This window comes from Massilia sp. 9I (genome assembly GCF_902506415.1).
GTDB lineage: Bacteria > Pseudomonadota > Gammaproteobacteria > Burkholderiales > Burkholderiaceae_D > Telluria.
Genome location: NZ_LR733275.1, coordinates 4,266,007 through 4,286,144, shown reverse-complemented (window position 1 = coordinate 4,286,144; position 20,138 = coordinate 4,266,007). Strand labels below are relative to the sequence as shown.

Here is a 20,138-nt window from a genome sequence, read left to right as displayed (position 1 = left end):
TCGGTCTCTCCTCTATTCTTATTAGAGCGAACGGGCAATGATCTCTTTCATGATCTCGTTGGCGCCGCCGTAGATGCGCTGCACGCGCGCGTCGACGTACATCTGGGCGATCGGGTATTCCAGCATGTAGCCGTAGCCGCCGAACAGCTGCAGGCACTGGTCCACCACCTTGCACTGCAGGTCCGAGATCCAGTACTTGGCCATCGAGGCGCGCACCGTGTCCATGCGCCCTGCCAGCATCTCCTCGATGCAGCGGTCGATGAAGATGCGCGCCACCGTGGCCTCGGTCTTGATTTCGGCCAGCACGAAGCGGGTGTTCTGCATCTCGATGAGGGCCTGGCCGAAGGCCTTGCGCTCGCGCGTGTGCTCGATGGTGAGCTGCAAGGCGCGCTCGATCGCGGCCACGCCGCACACGCCCAGGATGGTGCGTTCGTAGGGCAGCTCGGTCATTAGCTGGGCAAAGCCCCGGCCCTCCTGGCCGCCCAGCACGTTCTCGAGCGGCACATGGGCCTCGTCGAAGAACAGCTCGCAGGTGTCCTGGCCCTTCTGGCCCACTTTCTCCAGGATGCGGCCGACGCGAAAGCCCGGATTGTCCTTGGTCTCCAGCAGCAGCAGCGAGACGCCCTTGGCGCCCGCTGCCGGATCGGTCTTGGCCACCACCAGGATCAGGTCGGCCATGTAGCCGTTCGAGATGAAGGTCTTGGAGCCGCTCACGCGGTAGCCGTCCGCGCCGCGCACGGCTGTCGTGCGGATACCCTTCAGGTCGGAGCCGGCGCCCGGTTCGCTCATGGCGATGGCCGCGATCATCTCGCCGCTGGCGAGCTTGGGCAGGTATCTGCGCTTCTGCTCCTCGGTGCCCTGGTTCAGCAGGTAGTGCGCGACGATGGCGTGGACGTGGATGCCGAAGGCGGTGTCGCCGCCGTAGGACAGTTCTTCGAACACCACCGCCATGTGGGCGAAGCTGCCGCCGGCGCCGCCGTAATCTTCCGGGATGTCGGCCAGCAGCAGGCCCATTTCGCCGGCCTTGTGCCAGAGTGCGCGGTCGACGTGCTGCTGCTTGCGCCAGGCTTCCTGGTGCGGCGTGATCTCACCCGCCACGAAGCGGCGCACGGCGTCGCGAAACGCGGCCAGTTCCTCGTTCATCCAGGGGGACGTCATCAAGTCCATGTGTCTGCCCTCAGCCGTTGCGGTACATGGTGACGACGCAGGCGCCGCCCAGGCCCAGGTTGTGCTGCAGGGCGACGCGCGCGCCCTCGACCTGGCGCGCCTCGGCACTGCCGCGCAGCTGGTGGGTCAGTTCGTAGCACTGGGCCAGGCCGGTGGCGCCCAGCGGATGGCCTTTCGAGAGCAGCCCGCCGGACGGGTTGGTGACGACCCGGCCGCCATAGGTGTTGTCGCCCTCGACGATGAACTTGTCGGCGCCGCCTTCCGGGCACAGGCCCAGGGCTTCGTAGGTGATCAGTTCATTGTGCGCGAAGCAGTCGTGCAGCTCGACCACGTCGAGGTCTTCCGGGCCGAGGCCGGACTGCTCATAGACCTTCTGCGCGGCGGCGCGGCTCATGTCGTAGCCGACCAGGCGCATCATGTCGCCGGCCTCGAACGTCGCCGCGGTGTCGGTGGTCATGGCCTGGGCGGCGATGTGGACGTCGCGGCGCAGGCCGTGCTTTGCTGCGAAGGCTTCCGACACCAAGAGGGCCGCTGCCGCGCCGCAGGTCGGCGGGCAGGCCATCAGACGCGTCATCACGCCCGGCCAGATTTCGGGCGCCTCGAGCACGTCCTGCATCGTGACCTCTTTGCGGAACAGCGCCAGCGGGTTGTTCACGGCGTGGCGGCTGGCCTTGGCGCGGATGCGGGCAAAGGCCGCCAGCGGCGTGCCGTATTTCTCCATGTGCGCCAGCCCGGCGCCGCCGAAATAGCGCAGCGCCAGCGGGATCTCGGGCTTGCCGACCAGGCGGTCGGTGACGGCGTCGAAGGCGTCGAAGGGCGTCGGGCGGTCGGTGAAGACGGAGCCGAGCGCGCCGGGGCTCATCTGCTCGAAGCCGAGCACCAGCACGCACTCGGCGGCGCCGCTGGCGATCGCCTGGCGGCCCAGGAACAGCGCGGTCGAGCCGGTCGAGCAGTTGTTGTTGACGTTGACGATCGGGATGCCGGTCATGCCAACGGCGTACAGCGCCTTCTGGCCGCTGGTGGAGTCGCCGTAGACGTAGCCGGCGTAGGCCTGCTCGACCAGGTCGTAGGCGACGCCGGCATCCTGCAGGGCGGCGCGGGCGGCCTGGGCGCCCATCTCGTGATAAGGGCTGCTCGCGCCCGGCTTGGCGAAGGGGATCATCCCGACGCCGCTGACGTACACCTTGCTCATGCTGTCTCCGTTCTTTTTAATTAGGTCGCGCGACCTACTACTGGTCAATTATAGGTCAGGCGTACTATTTTTTGTATCCCTCTGCGATAATCGCGCCATGTCCCACATGCTCGACACCACCCTGCGCAACAAAGCCTCGACCACCACCGAAAAAGGGCTGGGGCGGGCGCGCGACATCCTGCTGGCGGCGCGCGCGCTGCTCGCCAGCGAAGGCTATGCCGGGCTGTCGATGCGGCGCGTGGCCCAGGACGTCGGGATGAGCCTGTCGAACGTGCAGCACTACTACGCCAGCAAGGAGCAGCTGCTGGAAGCCCTGCTTCTCACTACCATGGACGAGTCCCAGGCCAAGATCGACCGCATCGCGGTGACGATGGCCGGCCGGCCGCAGATCGAGCGCTTCCTCAGCACTGTCGACATGTTCCTCGACGAGATCACCGATCCGGTCACGCACGCGATCTTCTTCGAGATCTGGGCGCTGGCCTCGCGCCATCCCTTCGCTTCCAACCTGATGGGCAAGATGATCGGGCGCGAACGCCGCGCCGTGTATGGCCTGATCCGCGGCCTGAATCCGGCCATCGACGACGAACGCTGCATGGAGCGTGCGGTACTGATCGTGGCCCAGATCCAGGGCCTGATGCTGTTCCGCCTGGACCGCCACGCGCGTCCGGAGCAATACGCGAGCGTGCGCGCATCCTTGCACAACGTGCTGCTATCGCTCGCGACCGTGCCGTGATTTGCTGTTAATTACCGCAAAGTCGGTAATAAAAATACCGTCGAGCAGGCCTCCGTACTTTATACTCAAAGGCTTATCAACCTGCCACGGAGGCCGCACGGATGCACCATGAACTCAGCCTGATCACCACCATTGCTGCCGCACTCGGCTTCGGCCTCCTGTTCGGCATGCTCGCCATACGCCTGAAACTGCCCGCGCTGGTCGGCTACCTCGCCGCCGGCGTCCTGATCGGCCCCGCCACCCCGGGATTCGTCGCCGACGTGCAGCTGGCTTCCCAATTGGCGGAAATCGGTGTGATGCTGCTGATGTTCGGTGTCGGCCTGCACTTCTCGCTGGGCGACCTGCTCGACGTGAAGAAGATCGCCCTGCCCGGCGCGCTGCTGCAGATTACGGTGGCGACCCTGATGGGCATGGGGCTGGCGCATTGGTGGGGCTGGGGCCTGGGCGCCGGCCTGGTGTTCGGCCTGGCGCTGTCGGTGGCCAGCACCGTGGTGCTGCTGCGCGCCCTGGAAGCGCGCGGCGTGCTCGATTCCCTGAACGGCCGCATCGCGGTGGGCTGGCTGGTGGTCGAAGACCTGGTGATGGTGCTGGTGCTGGTGATGCTGCCGGCGCTTGCGGGCCCGTTGGGCGGCAAGGGCGACGCCGGCGCCGAGCTGTGGCCGGCGTTGGGCAAGACCCTGCTGCAGGTGGGCGCGTTCGTGGCCTTCATGCTGATCGTCGGCCGTAAAGTGTTCCCCTGGTTCCTGTGGCGCGTCGCCAAGACCAATTCGCGCGAACTGTTCACGCTGTCCGTGATCGCGGCGGCGGTCGGCATCGCCTACGCGTCCTCGCACCTGTTCGGCGTCTCGTTCGCGCTGGGCGCCTTCTTCGCCGGCATGGTGCTGCGCGAATCGGAGCTGAGCCACCGCGCCGCCGAAGAGTCGCTGCCGCTGCGCGACGCGTTCTCGGTGCTGTTCTTCGTCTCGGTCGGCATGCTGTTCGATCCGATGGTCGTGGTCGACTATCCGCTGCAGGTACTGGCGGTGGTGGCCATCATCCTGTTCGGCAAATCGCTGGCGGCCTTCGTGCTGGTGATTGCGCTGCGCTACCCGATCAATACCGCGATCACGGTGTCGGCGAGTCTGGCCCAGATCGGCGAGTTCTCCTTCATCCTGGTGGCGCTGGGCATGCAGCTCGAACTGCTCCCTGCCCTGGGCCAGAACCTGATCCTGGCCGGCGCCATCATCTCGATCGCCGTCAATCCGCTGATGTTCAGCCTCGGCGCGCCGCTGGAAAAGTGGCTGAAATCGAAGCCGGAACTGGCGCGCAAACTGGAGCGCCCGGCCGATCCGCTGGCCGAGCTGCCGATGGAAACGGCGCATGAAAAACTCAGCGGCCAGGTGGTGCTGGTCGGCTTCGGCCGCGTGGGCCGCCGCATCGCCGACGACCTGACCGCGCGCGGCGTGCACTTCGTGGTGGCGGAACAGAACCGCGAAGTGGTCGAGCAGCTGCGTGCGCGCGGCGTTCCGGCGGTGGCCGGCAATGCCGCCGAACCGGCGGTGCTGATCCAGGCCCACATCACGCATGCGGCGCTCTTAGTAATCGCGACCCCGGACACCTTCCACGTGCGGCGCATGGTGGAGATCGCGCGCATGCTCAATCCCGCGGTCAAGGTGGTCGTGCGCAGCCACAACGAGGGCGAAGCGGCGCTGCTGCGCGAGGATACCGGCGGCAAGGTCTTCGTCGGCGAGCAGGAACTGGCCTCGAGCATGACGCGGCATGTGGTGGACACGCTGAAGGAGCACGCGGCGGCGCACTGAACATAAAAAAACCCGCCGGCTTGCGCACGGCGGGTTAAAGAACAGCAAGGAAAATCGTCAGTAATTAAGCGGCAACCTCTTCCACGCACAGCTTGAGGTTGGCGTGGCGGCCATGCAGCTGCGAGTGGATCAGCTCGCTGCGCTCTTCCAGCAGATCGAACACCGCATCCTTCGACAGCACGTACTCGTCCATCAGGGTGTCCTTCAGCGATTCGATCACCAGCTTGTAGTCGCGGATCGCGTTCAGGGTGTAGCTGTACAGTTCGTCCGCTTTCTCTTCCACCAGGCGCAGGGTGTGCTCGCCGCCCATGTCCTTCTGCAGCTGCGAGTAGTCCAGCTTCGAGCGCGAATACATCGACAGGCGGCCGACCATCAGGTTCAGCATCTTGGTGATCTTCTCGATGTCGTTCTGGCTGCCCACCGAGATGCCGCGCGGGCCGTAGAACAGCTCTTCCGCCGCCACGCCGCCGTACAGGCCGACCACGTCGCGCTCCAGCTCTTCCAGGGTGCGTAGCGACATGTCTTCACCCGACTGCAGCACGTAGCCCAGGGCGCCGATCTTCGACACGGCTTCGGTGCTGATCTTCAGCAGGTGCGACTTTTCCTTCACTTCGGCCAGGCTCATGCCGGCGCGCAGGTAAGGGTCGATCTGCATGAAGAAGTGACCCAGTTCGTGCAGGGCGATGCGCTCGCGTTGCTTGGTCTTCTCGGCCGTGGTCGCGCGGTCGGTCAGGCCGATGGTGGCGCGCTCGTAGGCACGGAACAGCAGGTTGGTGTTGATGATCGCCTTTTCCTGGATCGACAGCATCGACGCACGTTCGACCACGGTTTCCAGCAGCGCCGGGCTCAGGTTCTGGGTGATTTCCGCCACCTGGTCCAGGTTGGTGTCGTTCCAGTCCACCAGGCCATCTTTTTTACGCGACAGGAAGCTGCGCAGCAGTTCCTTGCGCTCGCCCTTGTTCGGCAGGCGGAAGTTGATCTTGACCGAGAAGCGGCGCAGCATCGCTTCGTCCATCTCGGTGTTCGAGTCGTCGAAGTTCGATGCGACCACCCAGATCACGCCCTGGCCCTTGTCGCTCTTCACGCCGTCCAGCAGGCCCAGCAGGGTGTTGGCGGTGTCGTCTTCCCACTTCTTTTCGCTGCGGCCGCGCGGCATGAACAGGCTCTGGGCTTCATCCAGGAAGATGATGCACTTGCCCTTGGCGCAGGCCTTCTTGTACAGCGCGTTCAGCGCTTTCGAACCGCCGCCGACGTAGCCCGATTCCAGGGCCGAACCCGAGGCCGAGATCAGCGGCATGTCCAGGCGCTTGGCCAGGTAGCCGACCAGCTTGGTCTTGCCGGTACCGGCGGGGCCGGTCAGCATTACGTTGAACGGCTTGTCGATGTTGTGCGACTGGTATTCATCGCGGTTGCGGATCATGTCTTCCAGGTGCAGGACTTCCTGCTTGATGTCTTCCATGCCGATCAGGTCGTCCATGCTGCCCTTGAGCTTGTCCGGGGTAATGACCGAGGCGCTCGCGCCCATGCCCGGGACGCCGAACTTCAGCAGGTAGAGCACCAGCAGCACGACGGCGATGTTCAGGCCATGGTTCTTGAAGAAGGTGCCGGTCTTGTCGAGGAAGCTCTCGCCTTCGTCCATCACGGCCTTGTGAGTGGCCAGGAATTCGTCCTGGGCGATCGAATAGGGAATCGCGTTCTTCAGCAGCACTTCGCGCTCGAGCGACAGGTGCGAGGTGCTCGGCACCTTGACCACGTGCAGGGCGTCGGCGCCCTTGTACTTGTAGACATAGCGCGGCGATTCGGACAGCGGCTTGGCGATCACCAGGTATTCCAGGCGGTCTTTATTGGCAGCCAGGTCGGTGATCTCGGCGATATTCTGCGAATGCACGACCGGATTCATCTCCTGGGGCACATTCGACTTCCAGATTGCCACAGCCGCGATCACGCCCAGCAGCGCCGCCAGGGCGATGCGCACGTAGATACTCTTGAACGCGTTCTTGAAAGCAACTTGGAGTTGGGCGAAATTAGGCATCGTTTGATCTCTTGCTAAGTTTGAGTCGGACAGCGCTACTTCTGGGTTGCCGTACCGTCGTGGTCTCGCGGGATCGGCTTGCGGCGCGTGGCGGCCGCTCAGTGTCCAAACGTGTGCGTTTGGTATTGTTTTGATGCCCGAAGGCAATGGGATAAGGAGACTATACCCTCAAAAAAAACCGAGGTGTATACCGTGCGTCGAAAAAAATGACGATCGCGACGATAGTAGATAAATGAATAATGGAATTTATTGGCAGATTATTAGGAAAGATTATCGAACATTTAAATTATTTCGAGTTTTTGTCAAAACGGCATGGCAAAGCTGGCATCAACTTGCAATAATGTCAGGGACGGACGAGGTTAATTCGCGACACTGAAAGATTCTTTGATTGATCGCAACATGATCCGATCTGCCAGTATCCTGATGACTTCTTTAAGCAACTCAGCAGTTTCAATTGAACGCGGCAATTCGTTCGGTTTTGATATGCTGAATCCATCAGGTGCCCTAACGCGACCATTCTTATATGTGCGCGCATGGGCCCGATGCAAGTCTCGGCAAGAGCAACAGCAAGAGGAATGGCCATGAAAAGATATGCACTGGCAGCGGCTGCGGCAATATGCCTCGGCAGTCCCGCCCAAGCCGCCGTAATCGATCTCGCCACCAGCAGCCAGGCCGCAGTACGCGTGCAGGCGCCGGTGCGCAGCCTGTCCGTCACCCAGCGCCAGGACGTCGTACTTCCACCGGCGAACATGTCGGAATTGCCGGAACCGGAAGTCTTCGCGATGATGCTGCTGGGCCTGATCCTGATCGGCTACAAGGCGGGTCGCGACAGCAGCGAAAAGTTCAAGTGATGTAGTAGTAAGGCCGGGCGCCCTGCCCGGCCGTGCCGGCAGACCCTCAGGTCGCGGCGCACAGGGCCTGCAGCTTTACCAGCGAATTCCAGTTGCGGGACGTGGTCCCATCTCCAAGAAGTTTCCCAAGCGCCGTAGCCGCTGCGCTATCCAGCATCCCTTCCGGACACCAGACATAGACCGCGCTGTCGCCCACCTCCAGGCGTTCGCCGCCCCAGTCCCGACCGTCGAGCGCGGCCAGCTTGTCGCGCTGCGCCGCGTCGCCCAGCAGGAACACGTAGAGGCGCGAATAGTCGCTCGCCACCTCCACCAGCGGGTTGGCGGCCATGACGGCGGACAGCTCCTCGTGCGCGAGCACGAACACGCGCGCCGCCACGCCCAGCTTGAGCACCAGCGCTTCCTCGATCGCCGCGGCGGCTTCCTGGGCCGTGGAGCCGGCGGCGCGGAACACCACGTTGCCGCTGTTGAGCAGGGTGCGCACGCCCGTATAGCCGAGGCTCTCGACCAGCGCGCGCAGGTCCGCCATCGCGATCCGCTTGGCGCGTCCAACATTGATTCCTCGCAAAAATGCGACGTAGCATTGGCTGTTCATGGCGGAGATCCTAGCTGAGGCGTTGTGGGCGTGGCGCAATCTTTACACGGCCTGTGTCAGGCCAGGCCTTCGGCGCGCAGCGCTTCCTGCACGAAGGGGATGGCGCCGACGCGCGCCTGGTAGGCCTGCAGCGCCGGCCAGTCGTCCAGGCTGAACTTGGCGAACTGGGCCCAGTTCAGCACGGTAAACAGATAGGCGTCGGCAATGGTAAAACCGCTGCCGGTAAGGAACTCGCCACCTTCCAGCTTGCCGGCCACATAGCCCAACGGACGCGCCAGCGCGGCCCAGGCGGCGTTGCGGCCTTCCTCGGTCACGCCCGGAGTGAAGATCGGCGTGAAGCGCTTGTGCAGTTCCATGGCGGTGTAGTTCAGCCATTCCAGCACCTGGTAGCGCTCGAAACTGCCGTGCGCCGGGATTAGCTGCGCGCCCGGTGCCTGGTCGGCGATGTATTGCAGCAGCACCGCGGCTTCGGTCAGCACCTTGCCGTCGTCCAGCAGCAGGGCCGGCACCGAACCCTTGGGGTTGATCTCGCGGAAGTCGCCGCCGCTGGCGATGGCCTTGGTTTTCAGGCTGACGCGTTCGATCGAGAACGGCAGGCCGGCGGCGGTCAGGGCAATGTGCGGCGCAAGGGAGCAGGCGCCGGGGCTGACATACAGTTTCATGGTGTCCTTGTGATGAGGCGATGGAGGTCGCGAATTGCAAGCGTACAACATTTGTCGCGTCCGCTGCACGAACGCCACAGTTCCTGCGCCAGCGCGTACCGGCCAAGGAAGCGGGTGTTAAGATCGAGCGCTCATTGAAAGAAGGAAATAAGAGGAAAGAACATGAGCGATAGCTACGAACTGGTAGCGCTGGCGCACCTGTATCCAGGCATGGTGCTCGCCGATGCGCTGCTCGACGCGCACGGGAACGTGCTGCTGGCCGAAGGCATGGCGCTGAATGAGGCGACCATCGGGTCGCTGGCCCGGCACGGCATCGCCGCGGCGCCGATCGTGCGCGCGGCGCCGGTGAGCGCGCCGGATCCGGCAGCGATCCAGGCTAGGGTCGATCATGTGTTCCGCCACAACGACCGCGACGACCACGGCGATTGGGCCACCGGCCTGCTGCGCCGCTACGTCGAGGATTACCGCCTGCGCCGCGAGGTGGCGCCATGAACGTCCCGGACACGAGCAAGCTCGACAGCGCCGACATCCTCGGCGGCGTCGACGACCTGCCCTCGTTGCCGGCCGTCGTCATGGAACTGCTCGGCAGCATCGAGCAGGAAGACATCGACATCGGCGTGCTGGCCAGGAAGGTGGCGAACGACCCGGCGCTGACCGCCAAGACCCTGCGCCTGGCCAATTCTTCCGCCTACGGATTGCAGGTAAAGGCGACCACCATCCAGCAGGCCATGACCTTCCTCGGCTTCCAGGCCACGCGCAACCTGATCACCACGGCCGCGCTGACCGGATGCTTCCCGGCCGGCCGCTGCCCGGGCTTCAACGACAAGGCCTTCTGGCGCCATTCGATCGCGACCGCCGCCTGCGCCCGCGCGCTGGCGCGCCGGGTGCGCTTCAACGCCGACTACGCCTTCACCGCCGGCCTGCTGCACGACATCGGGCGCCTGGTGCTGGTGGCGCGCTTCCCGGAGCGCTACCAGGCGGTGCTGTCGCTGCGCGACAAGAATGACGGCGAGCTGATCGACGCCGAACGCACCCTGCTGGGCCTCGACCACGTCGATGCCGGGGTGGCCCTGGCCGCCCACTGGAATTTTTCCGACACCATGCGCCAGGCGATCGCTTATCACCACACGCCGGAAGCGGCGGGCGCCGGTTTCCTGGCGACCATCGTGCACGTGGCGAGCGGCGTCGTGCATGCGCTGGACCTGGCCGGCAATCCGGACGAGCTGGCGCCGCGGGTGTCGTCGGTGGCCTGGACGGCGCTGGGGCTGACGGAAGAAGCGTGGCTGCAGGTCTTCCACGAGACGGAGCTGCAGTACGAGGAGATGTCGGCCATCCTGATGGCCTGATGGGATGCAAGGAACGCCAAAATGCGCAGCGAGGCGCATGATGGAAAGCCGGTCGAGCCGGCGCGGCAGGCGCTCAGGGCGCCGTGCCGCAGCCCGCTGGCACCGAAGGCATGACAGTCGCGGCCGTCATGCCCACGGCATCAGTGGGCATAATTGCCGGTCGACGGATTGGCTTCGTTACCCTGCTGTTGCGTTTGCTGCTGTTGCTGCTGTGCTGCGGCTGCGGCTGCCTGAGCTGCCTTCTCTTCTGGCTTCGGGCGGCCTTGTGCGTCCGACAGGCGGTACTTGGTGCGGCGATCGCCCATCAGGTCGCGCAGGTCGCGGATACTCATGCCGGTCACTTCGTGCATGCGGATCAGCAGCGAAGCGCCGACCGGCAGGCGGTGGTGGCGAATCTTGCTGATCACTGGCGGGGCCACCTCGAGCATGCGCGACAGCGCAGCATCGTTCTTCAGTTGCATCTTGCCGAGCAGGATGTCGAGCAGGTGGTTCGGATTGTAGCTTTCTTGCGAAGACAGAGCATGATGTTGTTGTGCCATGATGTTTACCTCTTCAGTTTGGTTAAAATAGTTCCTTCACGAACTTTTGTTAAAGACTACATTTCGTCAACTTAAGTTCCCGGACTACCTTTAGGAAATTAAACAGGCTCAGCCTGAAGAACCCCTTAAGACGCGTACCGGACTGCATGCCCCCGCGTACCCCCTCCGCATGCGCACTTGTCTTTCAAACAAATTATCAGCCTCATACATCGACAGTACATCCGAGCCGCGCATGTGACTCATTGTCAGAAATCAAGCTATCGTGCGGAAAGCTTGTCACATAGGCATTTCAGCACATGGGGATTATTTGTGGCGCACGCAAGAGATTTCTTTAATAAATTTTCCTGATTAGAAGTTAGCCCAAAGCTCTTGATTTACAAGAGGAAAATCTTGAGTTCCACATGACAATTTTTAATGGATGGAGACGATCCGGTAGCCATCCTATATTTAACAATCTGAGCAAGCTTGCAATTACTTTAGGTTAAGAAACGCTTCGTTCCGGCCGGCACCAAAAATGGGCGGCAAGATGTCCTTTGCGGGGCCGAAACGGGATTTACGGTAAACTGGCCCTCTGTTCTTCCCAAGCACCCGCTCTCCCCTTTCCATACAGCACTTCATGCAGAAAAAAGTATTCATCAAGACCTTCGGCTGCCAGATGAACGAATACGATTCGGACAAGATGGCGGACGTCCTCAGCGCGTCCGACGGGCTGGTCCGTACCGACTCGCCCGAAGACGCCGACGTCATCCTGCTGAACACCTGCTCGATCCGTGAAAAAGCGCAAGAAAAAGTGTTCTCCGACCTGGGCCGATTCAAGGCGCTCAAGCGCGACAAGCCCGAACTGGTGATCGGCGTGGGCGGCTGCGTGGCGTCGCAGGAAGGGGCTGCCATCGTCAAGCGCGCGCCGCACGTCGACGTCGTCTTCGGTCCGCAAACCCTGCACCGCCTGCCCCAGCTGATCCGCGAACGGCGCAGCAGCGGCGCGACCCAGGTCGATATCAGCTTCCCGGAAATCGAAAAGTTCGACCACCTGCCGCCGGCCAAGGTGGAAGGCCCGGTGGCCTACGTGTCGATCATGGAAGGCTGCAGCAAGTACTGCAGCTATTGCGTGGTGCCCTACACCCGCGGCGAGGAAGTCTCGCGCCCCTTTGGCGACGTGCTGACCGAGTGCGCCGGCCTGGCCGCTCAGGGCGTGCGTGAAATCATGCTGCTGGGCCAGAACGTGAACGCTTACCGTGGGGCAATGGAGAACGGCGAGGTCGCCGACTTCGCCCTGCTGCTGGAATATATTGCCGACATCCCGGGCGTGGAGCGCCTGCGCTACGTCACCAGCCATCCGAAGGAATTCACCCAGCGCCTGATCGACGCCTACGCGCGCATCCCGCAGCTGGTGAACCAGATCTACCTGCCGGTGCAGCACGGCTCCGACCGCATCCTCGGCGCCATGAAGCGCGGCTACACCGCCCTGGAATACAAGTCGATCATCCGCCGCATCCGGGCGGTGCGCCCGGAGATGGTGTTCTCGTCCGACTTCATCGTCGGCTTCCCGGGCGAAACCGATGCCGACTTCGAGGCCATGATGAAACTGGTCGAGGACGTCGGTTTCGACAACAGTTTCAGCTTCATCTTCAGCAAGCGTCCGGGCACCCCGGCCGCCAATCTCGAGGACGATACGCCGCACGAAGTGAAACTCGCGCGATTGCAGCGTCTGCAGGCCTTGATTGACGCGAATACGCGCAAATATAGTGCAGCAATGGTCGGTAGCGTGCAGCGCGTCCTGGTCGAGGGTCCCTCGAAGCGATATCCGGAGCAGCTGCAGGGCCGTACCGAAAACAACCGCGTGGTCAACTTCATCGCCGACGCCGGCGCCAGCCTGATCGGCCAGCTCGTCGACGTGCGTATCAGTGCGAGCCATGATTACTTCCTGCGCGGCGAACTCGTCGCCAACCTAGACACGATTGCCAAAGCCAGTTGAAAAACACACCACAACAGCCTTCCTATTTCATCCCCGATCCGCTCGACAACACGCGGCTTGCCCACCTGTGCGGCCCACTCGACGAGAACCTGCGCCAGATCTCGGCCGCGCTTGACGTCACCGTCTTCCGGCGCGGCGAAAAATTCATCGTCAGCGGCAGCAATGCCGAGCGCGCGGTCGAACTGCTCGAGCGCTTCTACGCCGTGGCCAACAAGGTCGTACCGATCGAGGAAGTGCAGCTGGCCCTGGTCGAGCAGCGTTCCGGCCTGAAGCCGCGCAGCCCGCCTGAGGCGGAGGCGCCGGCGCCCGCGGAGAAGGAAGTCAAGGACGGCGACATCGATGCGGACAGCACCGAGGCGTCCGAACTGGTCAGCCCTACCCTGAAGACCCGCCGCAGCGACCTGCGCGGGCGCACCCCGCACCAGATCCAGTACCTGAAGTCCGTGCTCGAACACGACATCAGCTTCGGCGTCGGCCCGGCCGGCACCGGCAAGACCTACCTCGCGGTGGCCTGCGCGGTCGACGCGCTGGAGCGCGACGCGGTCAAGCGCATCATCCTGACCCGTCCGGCGGTGGAAGCGGGCGAGCGTCTCGGCTTCCTGCCTGGCGACCTGAGCCAGAAGGTCGATCCCTACCTGCGCCCGCTGTACGACGCGCTGTACGACCTGCTCGGTTTTGATCGCACCCAGAAGCTGTTCGAGAAGCAGGTGATCGAGATCGCCCCGCTGGCCTACATGCGCGGGCGCACCTTGAACCACGCCTTCGTGATCCTGGACGAAGCCCAGAACACGACCGTCGAGCAGATGAAGATGTTCCTGACCCGCATCGGCTTCGGCAGCAAGGCCGTGATCACCGGCGACGTGACCCAGGTCGACCTGCACAAGTCCCAGCGCTCGGGCCTGGTGGACGCGATCCACGTGCTGAAGAACGTGCGCGGCATCGCCTTCACCCATTTCGCCAGCGAAGACGTGGTGCGCCACCCGGTGGTGGCGCGTATCATCGACGCCTACGAAAAGAATTCCTCGATCGAGGAACTGGCCGCCCTCCCCAAACCGCTACCTGTGAAAAATGCAAGAAAAAAAACATAAGCTCGATCTCGACGTCCAGTACGCCGACACCCGCCTGGAACAGGAGATCACGCAGGACATGCTGCAGCGCTGGGTGGAAGCGGCGCTGCTCGGTCCGGCCGAACTGGCGATCCGCTTCGTCGATCTTGATGAAGGGCAGTCGCTCAACCGCCAGTACCGCGGCAAGGACTACGCCACCAACGTGCTGACCTTCGCCTACAACGAAGGCGAGGAACTGGGCGAGGACGACCCGACCCAGGCCGACATCATCCTGTGCACCGACGTCCTGCAGCGCGAAGCCGAGGAACAGGGTAAAACCGTCGAGGAGCACGCGGCCCACCTGGTGGTGCACGGCGTGCTGCACGCCCAGGGCTACGACCACGAACACGACGAGGAAGCCGAGGAGATGGAGCAGTTCGAGAGCGACATCATGGAAGTGCTCGGCTACCCGGATCCGTACGCCGACTGAAACACGGGGGCGGGCGCGATCCCGCCCTTTCCGTACGTCAACATGCCGTGATCGGCGTGCATTGTGGGCCATCGCCCCTTTTGGTGTATCCTATACCCCATCGTAACAACGGCTTCACGCCAACTATGCCCGAGTATCCCAGTGACGTCCGATCGGACGCCAAACCCCACCGGTCGCTGTTCGAACGGCTGACCGCACTCATCTCCCCCGAGCCTGAAAACCGCGCGGAACTCCTCGAAGTCCTGCACGAAGCCCACGAGCGCAACCTGATCGACGCCGACGCACTCTCGATGATCGAGGGCGTGTTCCAGGTCTCCGACCTGTCGGTGCGCGACATCATGGTGCCGCGTTCGCAAATGGACGTGATCGACATTACCGACCCGATCGAGCAGTGGCTGCCGATCGTGCTCGAAACCCAGCACTCGCGCTTCCCCGCCATCGAGGGCGAGCGCGACAAGGTGGTCGGCATCCTGCTGGCCAAGGACCTGCTGCGCTACTACGCCGAGGACTCCTTCGACGTGCGCAAGATGCTGCGCCCGGCGATCTTCATCCCGGAATCGAAGCGCCTGAACGTGCTGCTGCGCGACTTCCGCGCCAACCATAACCACATGGCCATCGTCGTCGACGAGTACAGCGGCGTGGCCGGCCTGATCACCATCGAGGACGTGCTCGAGCAGATCGTCGGCGACATCGACGACGAGTACGACGTCGACGAGGACGAAGACAACATCCTGTCGATCAAGGAGGGCCAGCTGGGCCCGCGCTGGCGCGTCAAGGCGCTGACCGAGATCGAGCAGTTCAACGAAGAGGTCGGCGCCGACCTGTCCGAAGACGACGCCGACACCATCGGCGGCCTGGTGGCCAGCCACCTCGGCCGCATGCCGCACAAGGGTGAAGTGTTCGACCTCGAGAACCTGCGCTTCGAAGTGCTGCGCGCCGACGCGCGTCAGATTCACGTGCTGCTGGTCGAAAAGCTGCCGGACCGCGACGACAACCACGACTGATGCTGCGCCGCCGTACCCAGCCCGTAACGACTCCTGACCCGGCACTGCGCGGCACCAGGCCTTCCCCGAAGGCCCTGGTACTGATGGCGCTCGCGGGCAGCACCTCCCTGCTGTCCTTCGAGCCCTTCGGCTGGTGGCCGGTGCAGTTCCTGGCCCTCGCCTGGTTCTTCTACCAGGTCGGCATGGGCACATCAAGCCGCCGCGGCGCCTGGCTCGGCTGGGCCTTCGGCTTCGGCTGGTCGGTGGCCGGCATGCACTGGCTGTACATCGCCATCACCCGCTTCGGCGGCCTGCCCGCTATTCTTGGCGCGATCGCCATCGCCGTGCTCGGCCTGTACATGGGCCTCTTCGGCGCCTTTGCCGGCGGCGTGTCCAGCTGGCTGCGCCGCAAATGGTCGCTGCCCGTGTCCAGCTTCGTGCTGCTGGTGCTGCCCGTCGCCTGGGGCGTGTCGGAATGGATGCGCGGCTGGGTCTTCACCGGTTTCCCCTGGGCGTCCGCAGGTTACGCCCACAACGTGTCACCGCTCGCCGGCTACGCGCCGCTGGTCGGCGTCTATGGCCTCGGCGTGCTGGCGGCCGTCTGCGCGGGCTGCCTCGTGATGCTGACCCAGCGCGCGCGCTGGCCCGCCATCGGCCTGTTCGCGGCGCTGATGGCGGCCGGCTTCGGCCTGAAGCAGGTCGCCTGGACCCACGAGGTCGGCCAGCCGCTCAGCGTGCGCCTGCTGCAGGGCGACGTCGCGCAGGACCAGAAGTTCGACATGGCCTACCTGACCGACATCGTCACGCGCTACCACGGCATGATCACCGCCGCCCCGGCCGACCTGATCGCCACGCCGGAGACCGCGATTCCCGTCACGCCGCAACAGCTGGCGCCGGACTACCTGCGCGGCCTGCAGTCGTTTGCCAAGCAGACCGGCAGCCACCTGATGCTCGGCATCCCGATGATGGACAGCCCGACCAACTACGGCAACAGCGTGATCGCCTTCGGTCCGGGATCTGCGCCCTACCGCTACGACAAGCACCACCTGGTGCCCTTCGGCGAATTCATCCCGCCGGGCTTCCGCTGGTTCACCGACCTGATGCACATCCCGCTGGGCGACCAGACCCGCGGCGCAGCGCTGCAGGCCCCCTTCCCGATCAAGGACCAGCTGGTGCTGCCCAACATCTGCTACGAGGACGCCTTTGGCGAAGAGATCGCGGCCCAGCTGCGCAATGCGCCGCGCCCGGCGACCCTGCTGCTGAACGTATCGAACCTGGCCTGGTATGGCGAATCGGTGGCGATCCCGCAGCACCTGCAGATCTCGCAGATGCGCGCGATCGAGACCGGCCGCCCGATGCTGCGCTCGACGAACAACGGCGCCACCGCCGTCATCGATGGCCGCGGCAAGGTCGTCGCGCGCCTGCCCTTTTACCAACGCGGCGTGCTGGCGGCGACGGTGCGCGGCACCGAAGGGCTGACGCCCTACGTCCGCGCCGGCAACCTCGCCTTCCTGCTGCTTGGCGCCCTGATGCTGCTCGGCGCCTGGCTCGCCGGCCGCCGCTACAAAAATAACAGCGCCAAATCGAATGGCTGAGTCGAATCGGCCCCAGAGGGCCGTGAAAATTCAGTAGAATTGGTCATTTGGCAAATTTAACCGCGCGCGGCGGCCTCGCCGCAGCGCCCTCAACCATGCTCACATTCCAACAAATCATCCTCACCCTGCAGACCTACTGGGACAAGCAGGGTTGCGCACTGCTGCAGCCCTACGACATGGAAGTCGGCGCGGGCACCTTCCACACCGGCACCTTCCTGCGTGCGATCGGACCGGAACCCTGGCGCGCCGCCTACGTGCAGCCTTCGCGCCGGCCGAAGGATGGCCGCTACGGCGAGAACCCGAACCGCCTGCAGCACTACTACCAGTACCAGGTGGTGCTGAAACCCGCGCCGGAAAACATCCTGGATCTCTACCTCGGATCGCTCGAGGCGCTTGGCCTGGACCTCAAGAAGAACGACGTGCGTTTCGTCGAGGACGACTGGGAAAGCCCGACCCTGGGCGCCTGGGGCCTCGGCTGGGAAGTCTGGCTGAACGGCATGGAAGTCACCCAGTTCACCTACTTCCAGCAGGTCGGCGGCCTCGATTGCAAGCCGGTGCTGGGCGAGATCACCTACGGTATCGAACGTTTGGCCATGTACCTGCAGGGCGTCGAGAACGTGTATGACCTGGTGTGGACCGAGTGGGAAGAAAACGGTGTGAAGAAGACCCTGTCGTATGGGGACGTGTTCCACCAGAACGAAGTCGAGCAGTCGACCTACAACTTCGAGCACGCGAACACCGAGCTGCTGTTCCAGGCCTTCTCGAACCACGAGGCGGAAGCCAAGCGCCTCGTCGAGCTGCAGCTGACGCTGCCGGCCTACGAGCAGATCATGAAGGCCTCGCACAGCTTCAACATGCTCGATGCGCGCGGCGCCATCTCGGTGACCGAACGCGCCGCCTACATCGGCCGCGTGCGCACCCTGTCGCGCCTCGTGGCGCAGGCCTACTACGATTCGCGCGAGAAGCTGGGCTTCCCGATGCTGCCTGGCGCCGACAAGGCCGCTGCCTGAACAGACAAGACTAGAATATGAACCAGACTCTCCTCGTCGAAATCCAGACCGAAGAACTGCCGCCGAAAGCGCTCGTGAAGCTCGGCGCCGCTTTTGCGAACGGCATTGCCAATGGCCTGAAGGCGCGCGACTTCCTTGAAGCCGACAGCGTCGCCACCGCCCATGCCACCCCGCGCCGCCTGGCGGTCACGATCACCAATGTGCGCGGCACCTCGCCCGACAAATCGATCCGCGAAAAAGTGCTGCCGGTGTCGGTCGCGCTGGACAAGGACGGCAACCCCAGCGCGCCTTTAGCCAAGAAGCTGGCCGCACTGGGCTTCCCAGACTTGAAGATCAGCGACCTCGAACGCGCCCAGGACGGCAAGGCCGAATCCTTCTTCTACACCTATACTGCCAGCGGCAGCCAGCTGGCCGCGGCCCTGCAGGAGGTCCTGCAGGACACCGTCGGCAAGCTGCCGATCCCGAAGGTCATGAGCTACCAGCGCCCGGATGGCGCCACCGTGCAGTTCGTGCGCCCGGTGCACCTGCTGCTCGCGCTGCACGGCGAGCAGGTGCTGCCATTGTCGCTGCTGGGCCTTGAAGCAGGCCGCCAGACCATGGGCCACCGCTTCCTGTCGCACGGCGGGCAAATCGCCGTCGCACACGCCGACCAGTACGCGCAGGTGCTGGAAAGCGAAGGCAAGGTGCTGTCCTCCGCCGAAGCGCGCAAGGAAAGCATCCGCCAGCAGCTCTTGGCGAAAGCGGGCGGCGACCAGGTCCTGATGCCGGAATCGCTGCTCGATGAAGTGGCCGCGCTGGTCGAATGGCCGGTCGTGTACGAATGCCGCTTCGAGGAAGAGTACCTGGCGGTGCCGCAGGAATGCCTGATCCTGACGATGCAGACCAACCAGAAATACTTCGCCCTGACCGATGCAAACGGCAAGCTGCGTTCGCGCTTCCTGATCGTGTCGAACCTGGAGACAAGCGATCCGTCCGCCATCATCGGCGGCAACGAGCGCGTGGTGCGCCCGCGCCTGTCGGACGCCAAGTTCTTCTTCGAGCAGGACAAGAAGAAGACCCTCGAGTCGCGCCTGCCGCAGCTCTCGAACGTGGTCTACCACAACAAGCTGGGCACCCAGGCCGAACGTTCGGAGCGCGTTACCAAGCTGGCCACCAGCATCGCCAAGCGCCTCGGCTTCGACGTGGCGCTGGCCGAACGCGGCGCGCGCCTGTCCAAGGCCGACCTGCTGACCGACATGGTCGGCGAGTTCCCCGAGCTGCAGGGCATCATGGGCACCTATTACGCCCGCCATGACGGCGAGCACGAGGAAGTGGCCAAGGCCGCCTCCGAGCACTACCAGCCGCGCTTCGCCGGCGACCTTCTCCCGTCGACGAATACCGGCCTGGCGGTGGCGCTGGCCGACAAGCTGGAAACCCTGGTCGGCATCTGGGCCATCGGCCTGCAGCCGACCGGCGAGAAGGATCCGTTCGCGCTGCGCCGCCACGCCCTGGGCGTGATGCGCATGCTGGTCGAGAAGCGCCTGCCGCTGTCATTGTCGGAACTGCTGGGCGATGCGAGCGCCGTGTTCGCAGGCCAGGCCGCGTTCAAGGATCCGACCGCCGAGGTCAAGGACTTCATCCTCGACCGCCTGCGCGGCATGCTGCGCGAACGCGGCTTCTCGCCGAACGAGGTCGAAGCCGTGCTGGCCCAGAACCCGGACCGCGTCGACGACGTCGTCCAGCGCCTGGAAGCGGTGCAGGCCTTTGCCGCGCTGCCGGAATCGAGCTCGCTGGCCGCCGCCAACAAGCGCATCACCAACATCCTCAAGAAGAACGAGGACGCGATGCCGCAGGATGCGTCGATCAAGCAGGATCTGCTGGTCGAGCCGGCCGAGAAGAACCTGGCCGCCAAGATGACCTCCCTCGAGGGCGAGGTCACCAGTGCGTTCGAGAAGAGCGACTTCACCGGCGCGCTCAAGACCCTGGCGCTGATGAAGGAAGAAGTCGACGCCTTCTTCAACGACGTGATGGTGATGGCGGACGACGTCAACCTGCGCAACAACCGCCTGGCGCTGCTGTCGCAGCTGCACGGCATGATGAACCGCGTGGCCGACATCTCCAAGCTCGCGGCCTAAGGGCAAGGCTCC

At 64.1% G+C, this 20,138-nt stretch carries 18 protein-coding genes; 12 read left to right on the top strand and 6 right to left on the bottom strand.

What is annotated here, in order from left to right:
• Positions 1–21 precede the first annotated feature (21 nt).
• Entirely contained in the window at positions 22–1,167 is a 1,146-nt protein-coding gene (locus tag GV068_RS19155) for an acyl-CoA dehydrogenase family protein (RefSeq protein WP_373888420.1), read from the bottom strand.
• Between the two features lie 10 nt (positions 1,168–1,177).
• Positions 1,178–2,359, bottom strand: coding sequence for a lipid-transfer protein (locus GV068_RS19150; RefSeq protein WP_159701499.1), 1,182 nt, complete (start codon positions 2,357–2,359; stop codon positions 1,178–1,180).
• Positions 2,360–2,456: 97 nt separating this feature from the next.
• On the opposite strand from GV068_RS19150, the gene GV068_RS19145 reads away from it, so the two are divergent.
• Together GV068_RS19145 and ybaL are read left to right on the top strand one after the other, a co-directional pair.
• Positions 2,457–3,092, top strand: coding sequence for a TetR/AcrR family transcriptional regulator (locus tag GV068_RS19145; RefSeq protein ID WP_159701496.1), 636 nt, complete (start codon positions 2,457–2,459; stop codon positions 3,090–3,092).
• A gap of 101 nt (positions 3,093–3,193) precedes the next feature.
• Complete coding sequence (ybaL, locus tag GV068_RS19140) at positions 3,194–4,891, top strand: YbaL family putative K(+) efflux transporter (protein ID WP_159701493.1); 1,698 nt, start codon at positions 3,194–3,196, stop codon at positions 4,889–4,891.
• Positions 4,892–4,955: 64 nt separating this feature from the next.
• Here the strand turns inward: ybaL and GV068_RS19135 are convergent, their stop codons facing one another.
• Complete coding sequence (locus tag GV068_RS19135; protein WP_159701490.1) at positions 4,956–6,923, bottom strand: AAA family ATPase; 1,968 nt, start codon at positions 6,921–6,923, stop codon at positions 4,956–4,958.
• 581 nt (positions 6,924–7,504) lie between these two features.
• Here GV068_RS19135 and GV068_RS19130 point away from each other — a divergent pair.
• Positions 7,505–7,774: a hypothetical protein gene (locus GV068_RS19130; protein ID WP_159701487.1), complete on the top strand. Its 270-nt coding sequence runs from the start codon at positions 7,505–7,507 to the stop codon at positions 7,772–7,774.
• Positions 7,775–7,820: 46 nt separating this feature from the next.
• On the opposite strand, the gene GV068_RS19125 is transcribed toward GV068_RS19130, so the two are convergent.
• Together GV068_RS19125 and gstA are read right to left on the bottom strand one after the other, a co-directional pair.
• On the bottom strand, positions 7,821–8,366 hold the full coding sequence (locus GV068_RS19125) for a DUF1697 domain-containing protein (RefSeq protein WP_159701484.1): 546 nt from the start codon (positions 8,364–8,366) through the stop codon (positions 7,821–7,823).
• A 56-nt stretch (positions 8,367–8,422) separates the two neighbouring features.
• Positions 8,423–9,028 (bottom strand): glutathione transferase GstA, encoded by a 606-nt coding sequence (gstA, locus tag GV068_RS19120; RefSeq protein WP_159701481.1) that lies wholly within the window; start codon positions 9,026–9,028, stop codon positions 8,423–8,425.
• Between the two features lie 162 nt (positions 9,029–9,190).
• On the opposite strand from gstA, the gene GV068_RS19115 reads away from it, so the two are divergent.
• Both GV068_RS19115 and GV068_RS19110 read left to right on the top strand, forming a co-directional pair.
• Entirely contained in the window at positions 9,191–9,520 is a 330-nt protein-coding gene (locus tag GV068_RS19115) for a hypothetical protein (RefSeq protein ID WP_229464337.1), read from the top strand.
• The gene (locus GV068_RS19110; RefSeq protein ID WP_159701478.1) at positions 9,517–10,374 is read left to right on the top strand and encodes an HDOD domain-containing protein; all 858 of its coding nucleotides are present in this window, start codon (positions 9,517–9,519) and stop codon (positions 10,372–10,374) included. Before GV068_RS19115 ends, GV068_RS19110 begins: the two co-directional genes overlap by 4 nt.
• Positions 10,375–10,514: 140 nt before the next feature.
• Here GV068_RS19110 and GV068_RS19105 read toward each other — a convergent pair whose 3' ends face one another.
• Positions 10,515–10,913 (bottom strand): hypothetical protein, encoded by a 399-nt coding sequence (locus tag GV068_RS19105; protein WP_159701475.1) that lies wholly within the window; start codon positions 10,911–10,913, stop codon positions 10,515–10,517.
• Between the two features lie 616 nt (positions 10,914–11,529).
• On the opposite strand from GV068_RS19105, the gene miaB reads away from it, so the two are divergent.
• The 7 genes from miaB (at position 11,530) to glyS (ending at position 20,126) form a co-directional block, all read left to right on the top strand.
• Positions 11,530–12,888: a tRNA (N6-isopentenyl adenosine(37)-C2)-methylthiotransferase MiaB gene (gene miaB, locus GV068_RS19100; protein ID WP_159701472.1), complete on the top strand. Its 1,359-nt coding sequence runs from the start codon at positions 11,530–11,532 to the stop codon at positions 12,886–12,888.
• Positions 12,885–13,976 carry a PhoH family protein gene (locus GV068_RS19095; RefSeq protein WP_159701469.1) on the top strand — a complete coding sequence of 364 codons (1,092 nt, stop codon included), beginning with the start codon at positions 12,885–12,887 and terminating at the stop codon, positions 13,974–13,976. The genes miaB and GV068_RS19095 overlap by 4 nt, the downstream gene beginning before the upstream one ends.
• A complete protein-coding gene (gene ybeY / locus GV068_RS19090) occupies positions 13,957–14,424 on the top strand; it encodes an rRNA maturation RNase YbeY (RefSeq protein WP_159701466.1) in 468 nt (155 codons plus the stop codon). The genes GV068_RS19095 and ybeY overlap by 20 nt, the downstream gene beginning before the upstream one ends.
• Positions 14,425–14,549: 125 nt before the next feature.
• Positions 14,550–15,428, top strand: a complete 879-nt coding sequence (locus GV068_RS19085; protein ID WP_159701463.1) for an HlyC/CorC family transporter — start codon at positions 14,550–14,552, stop codon at positions 15,426–15,428.
• The gene (lnt, locus tag GV068_RS19080; RefSeq protein ID WP_159701460.1) at positions 15,428–17,002 is read left to right on the top strand and encodes an apolipoprotein N-acyltransferase; all 1,575 of its coding nucleotides are present in this window, start codon (positions 15,428–15,430) and stop codon (positions 17,000–17,002) included. Before GV068_RS19085 ends, lnt begins: the two co-directional genes overlap by 1 nt.
• A 95-nt stretch (positions 17,003–17,097) precedes the next feature.
• Complete coding sequence (gene glyQ / locus GV068_RS19075) at positions 17,098–18,012, top strand: glycine--tRNA ligase subunit alpha (RefSeq protein WP_027866669.1); 915 nt, start codon at positions 17,098–17,100, stop codon at positions 18,010–18,012.
• A gap of 17 nt (positions 18,013–18,029) precedes the next feature.
• Complete coding sequence (gene glyS, locus GV068_RS19070; RefSeq protein ID WP_159701457.1) at positions 18,030–20,126, top strand: glycine--tRNA ligase subunit beta; 2,097 nt, start codon at positions 18,030–18,032, stop codon at positions 20,124–20,126.
• Positions 20,127–20,138 lie beyond the last annotated feature (12 nt).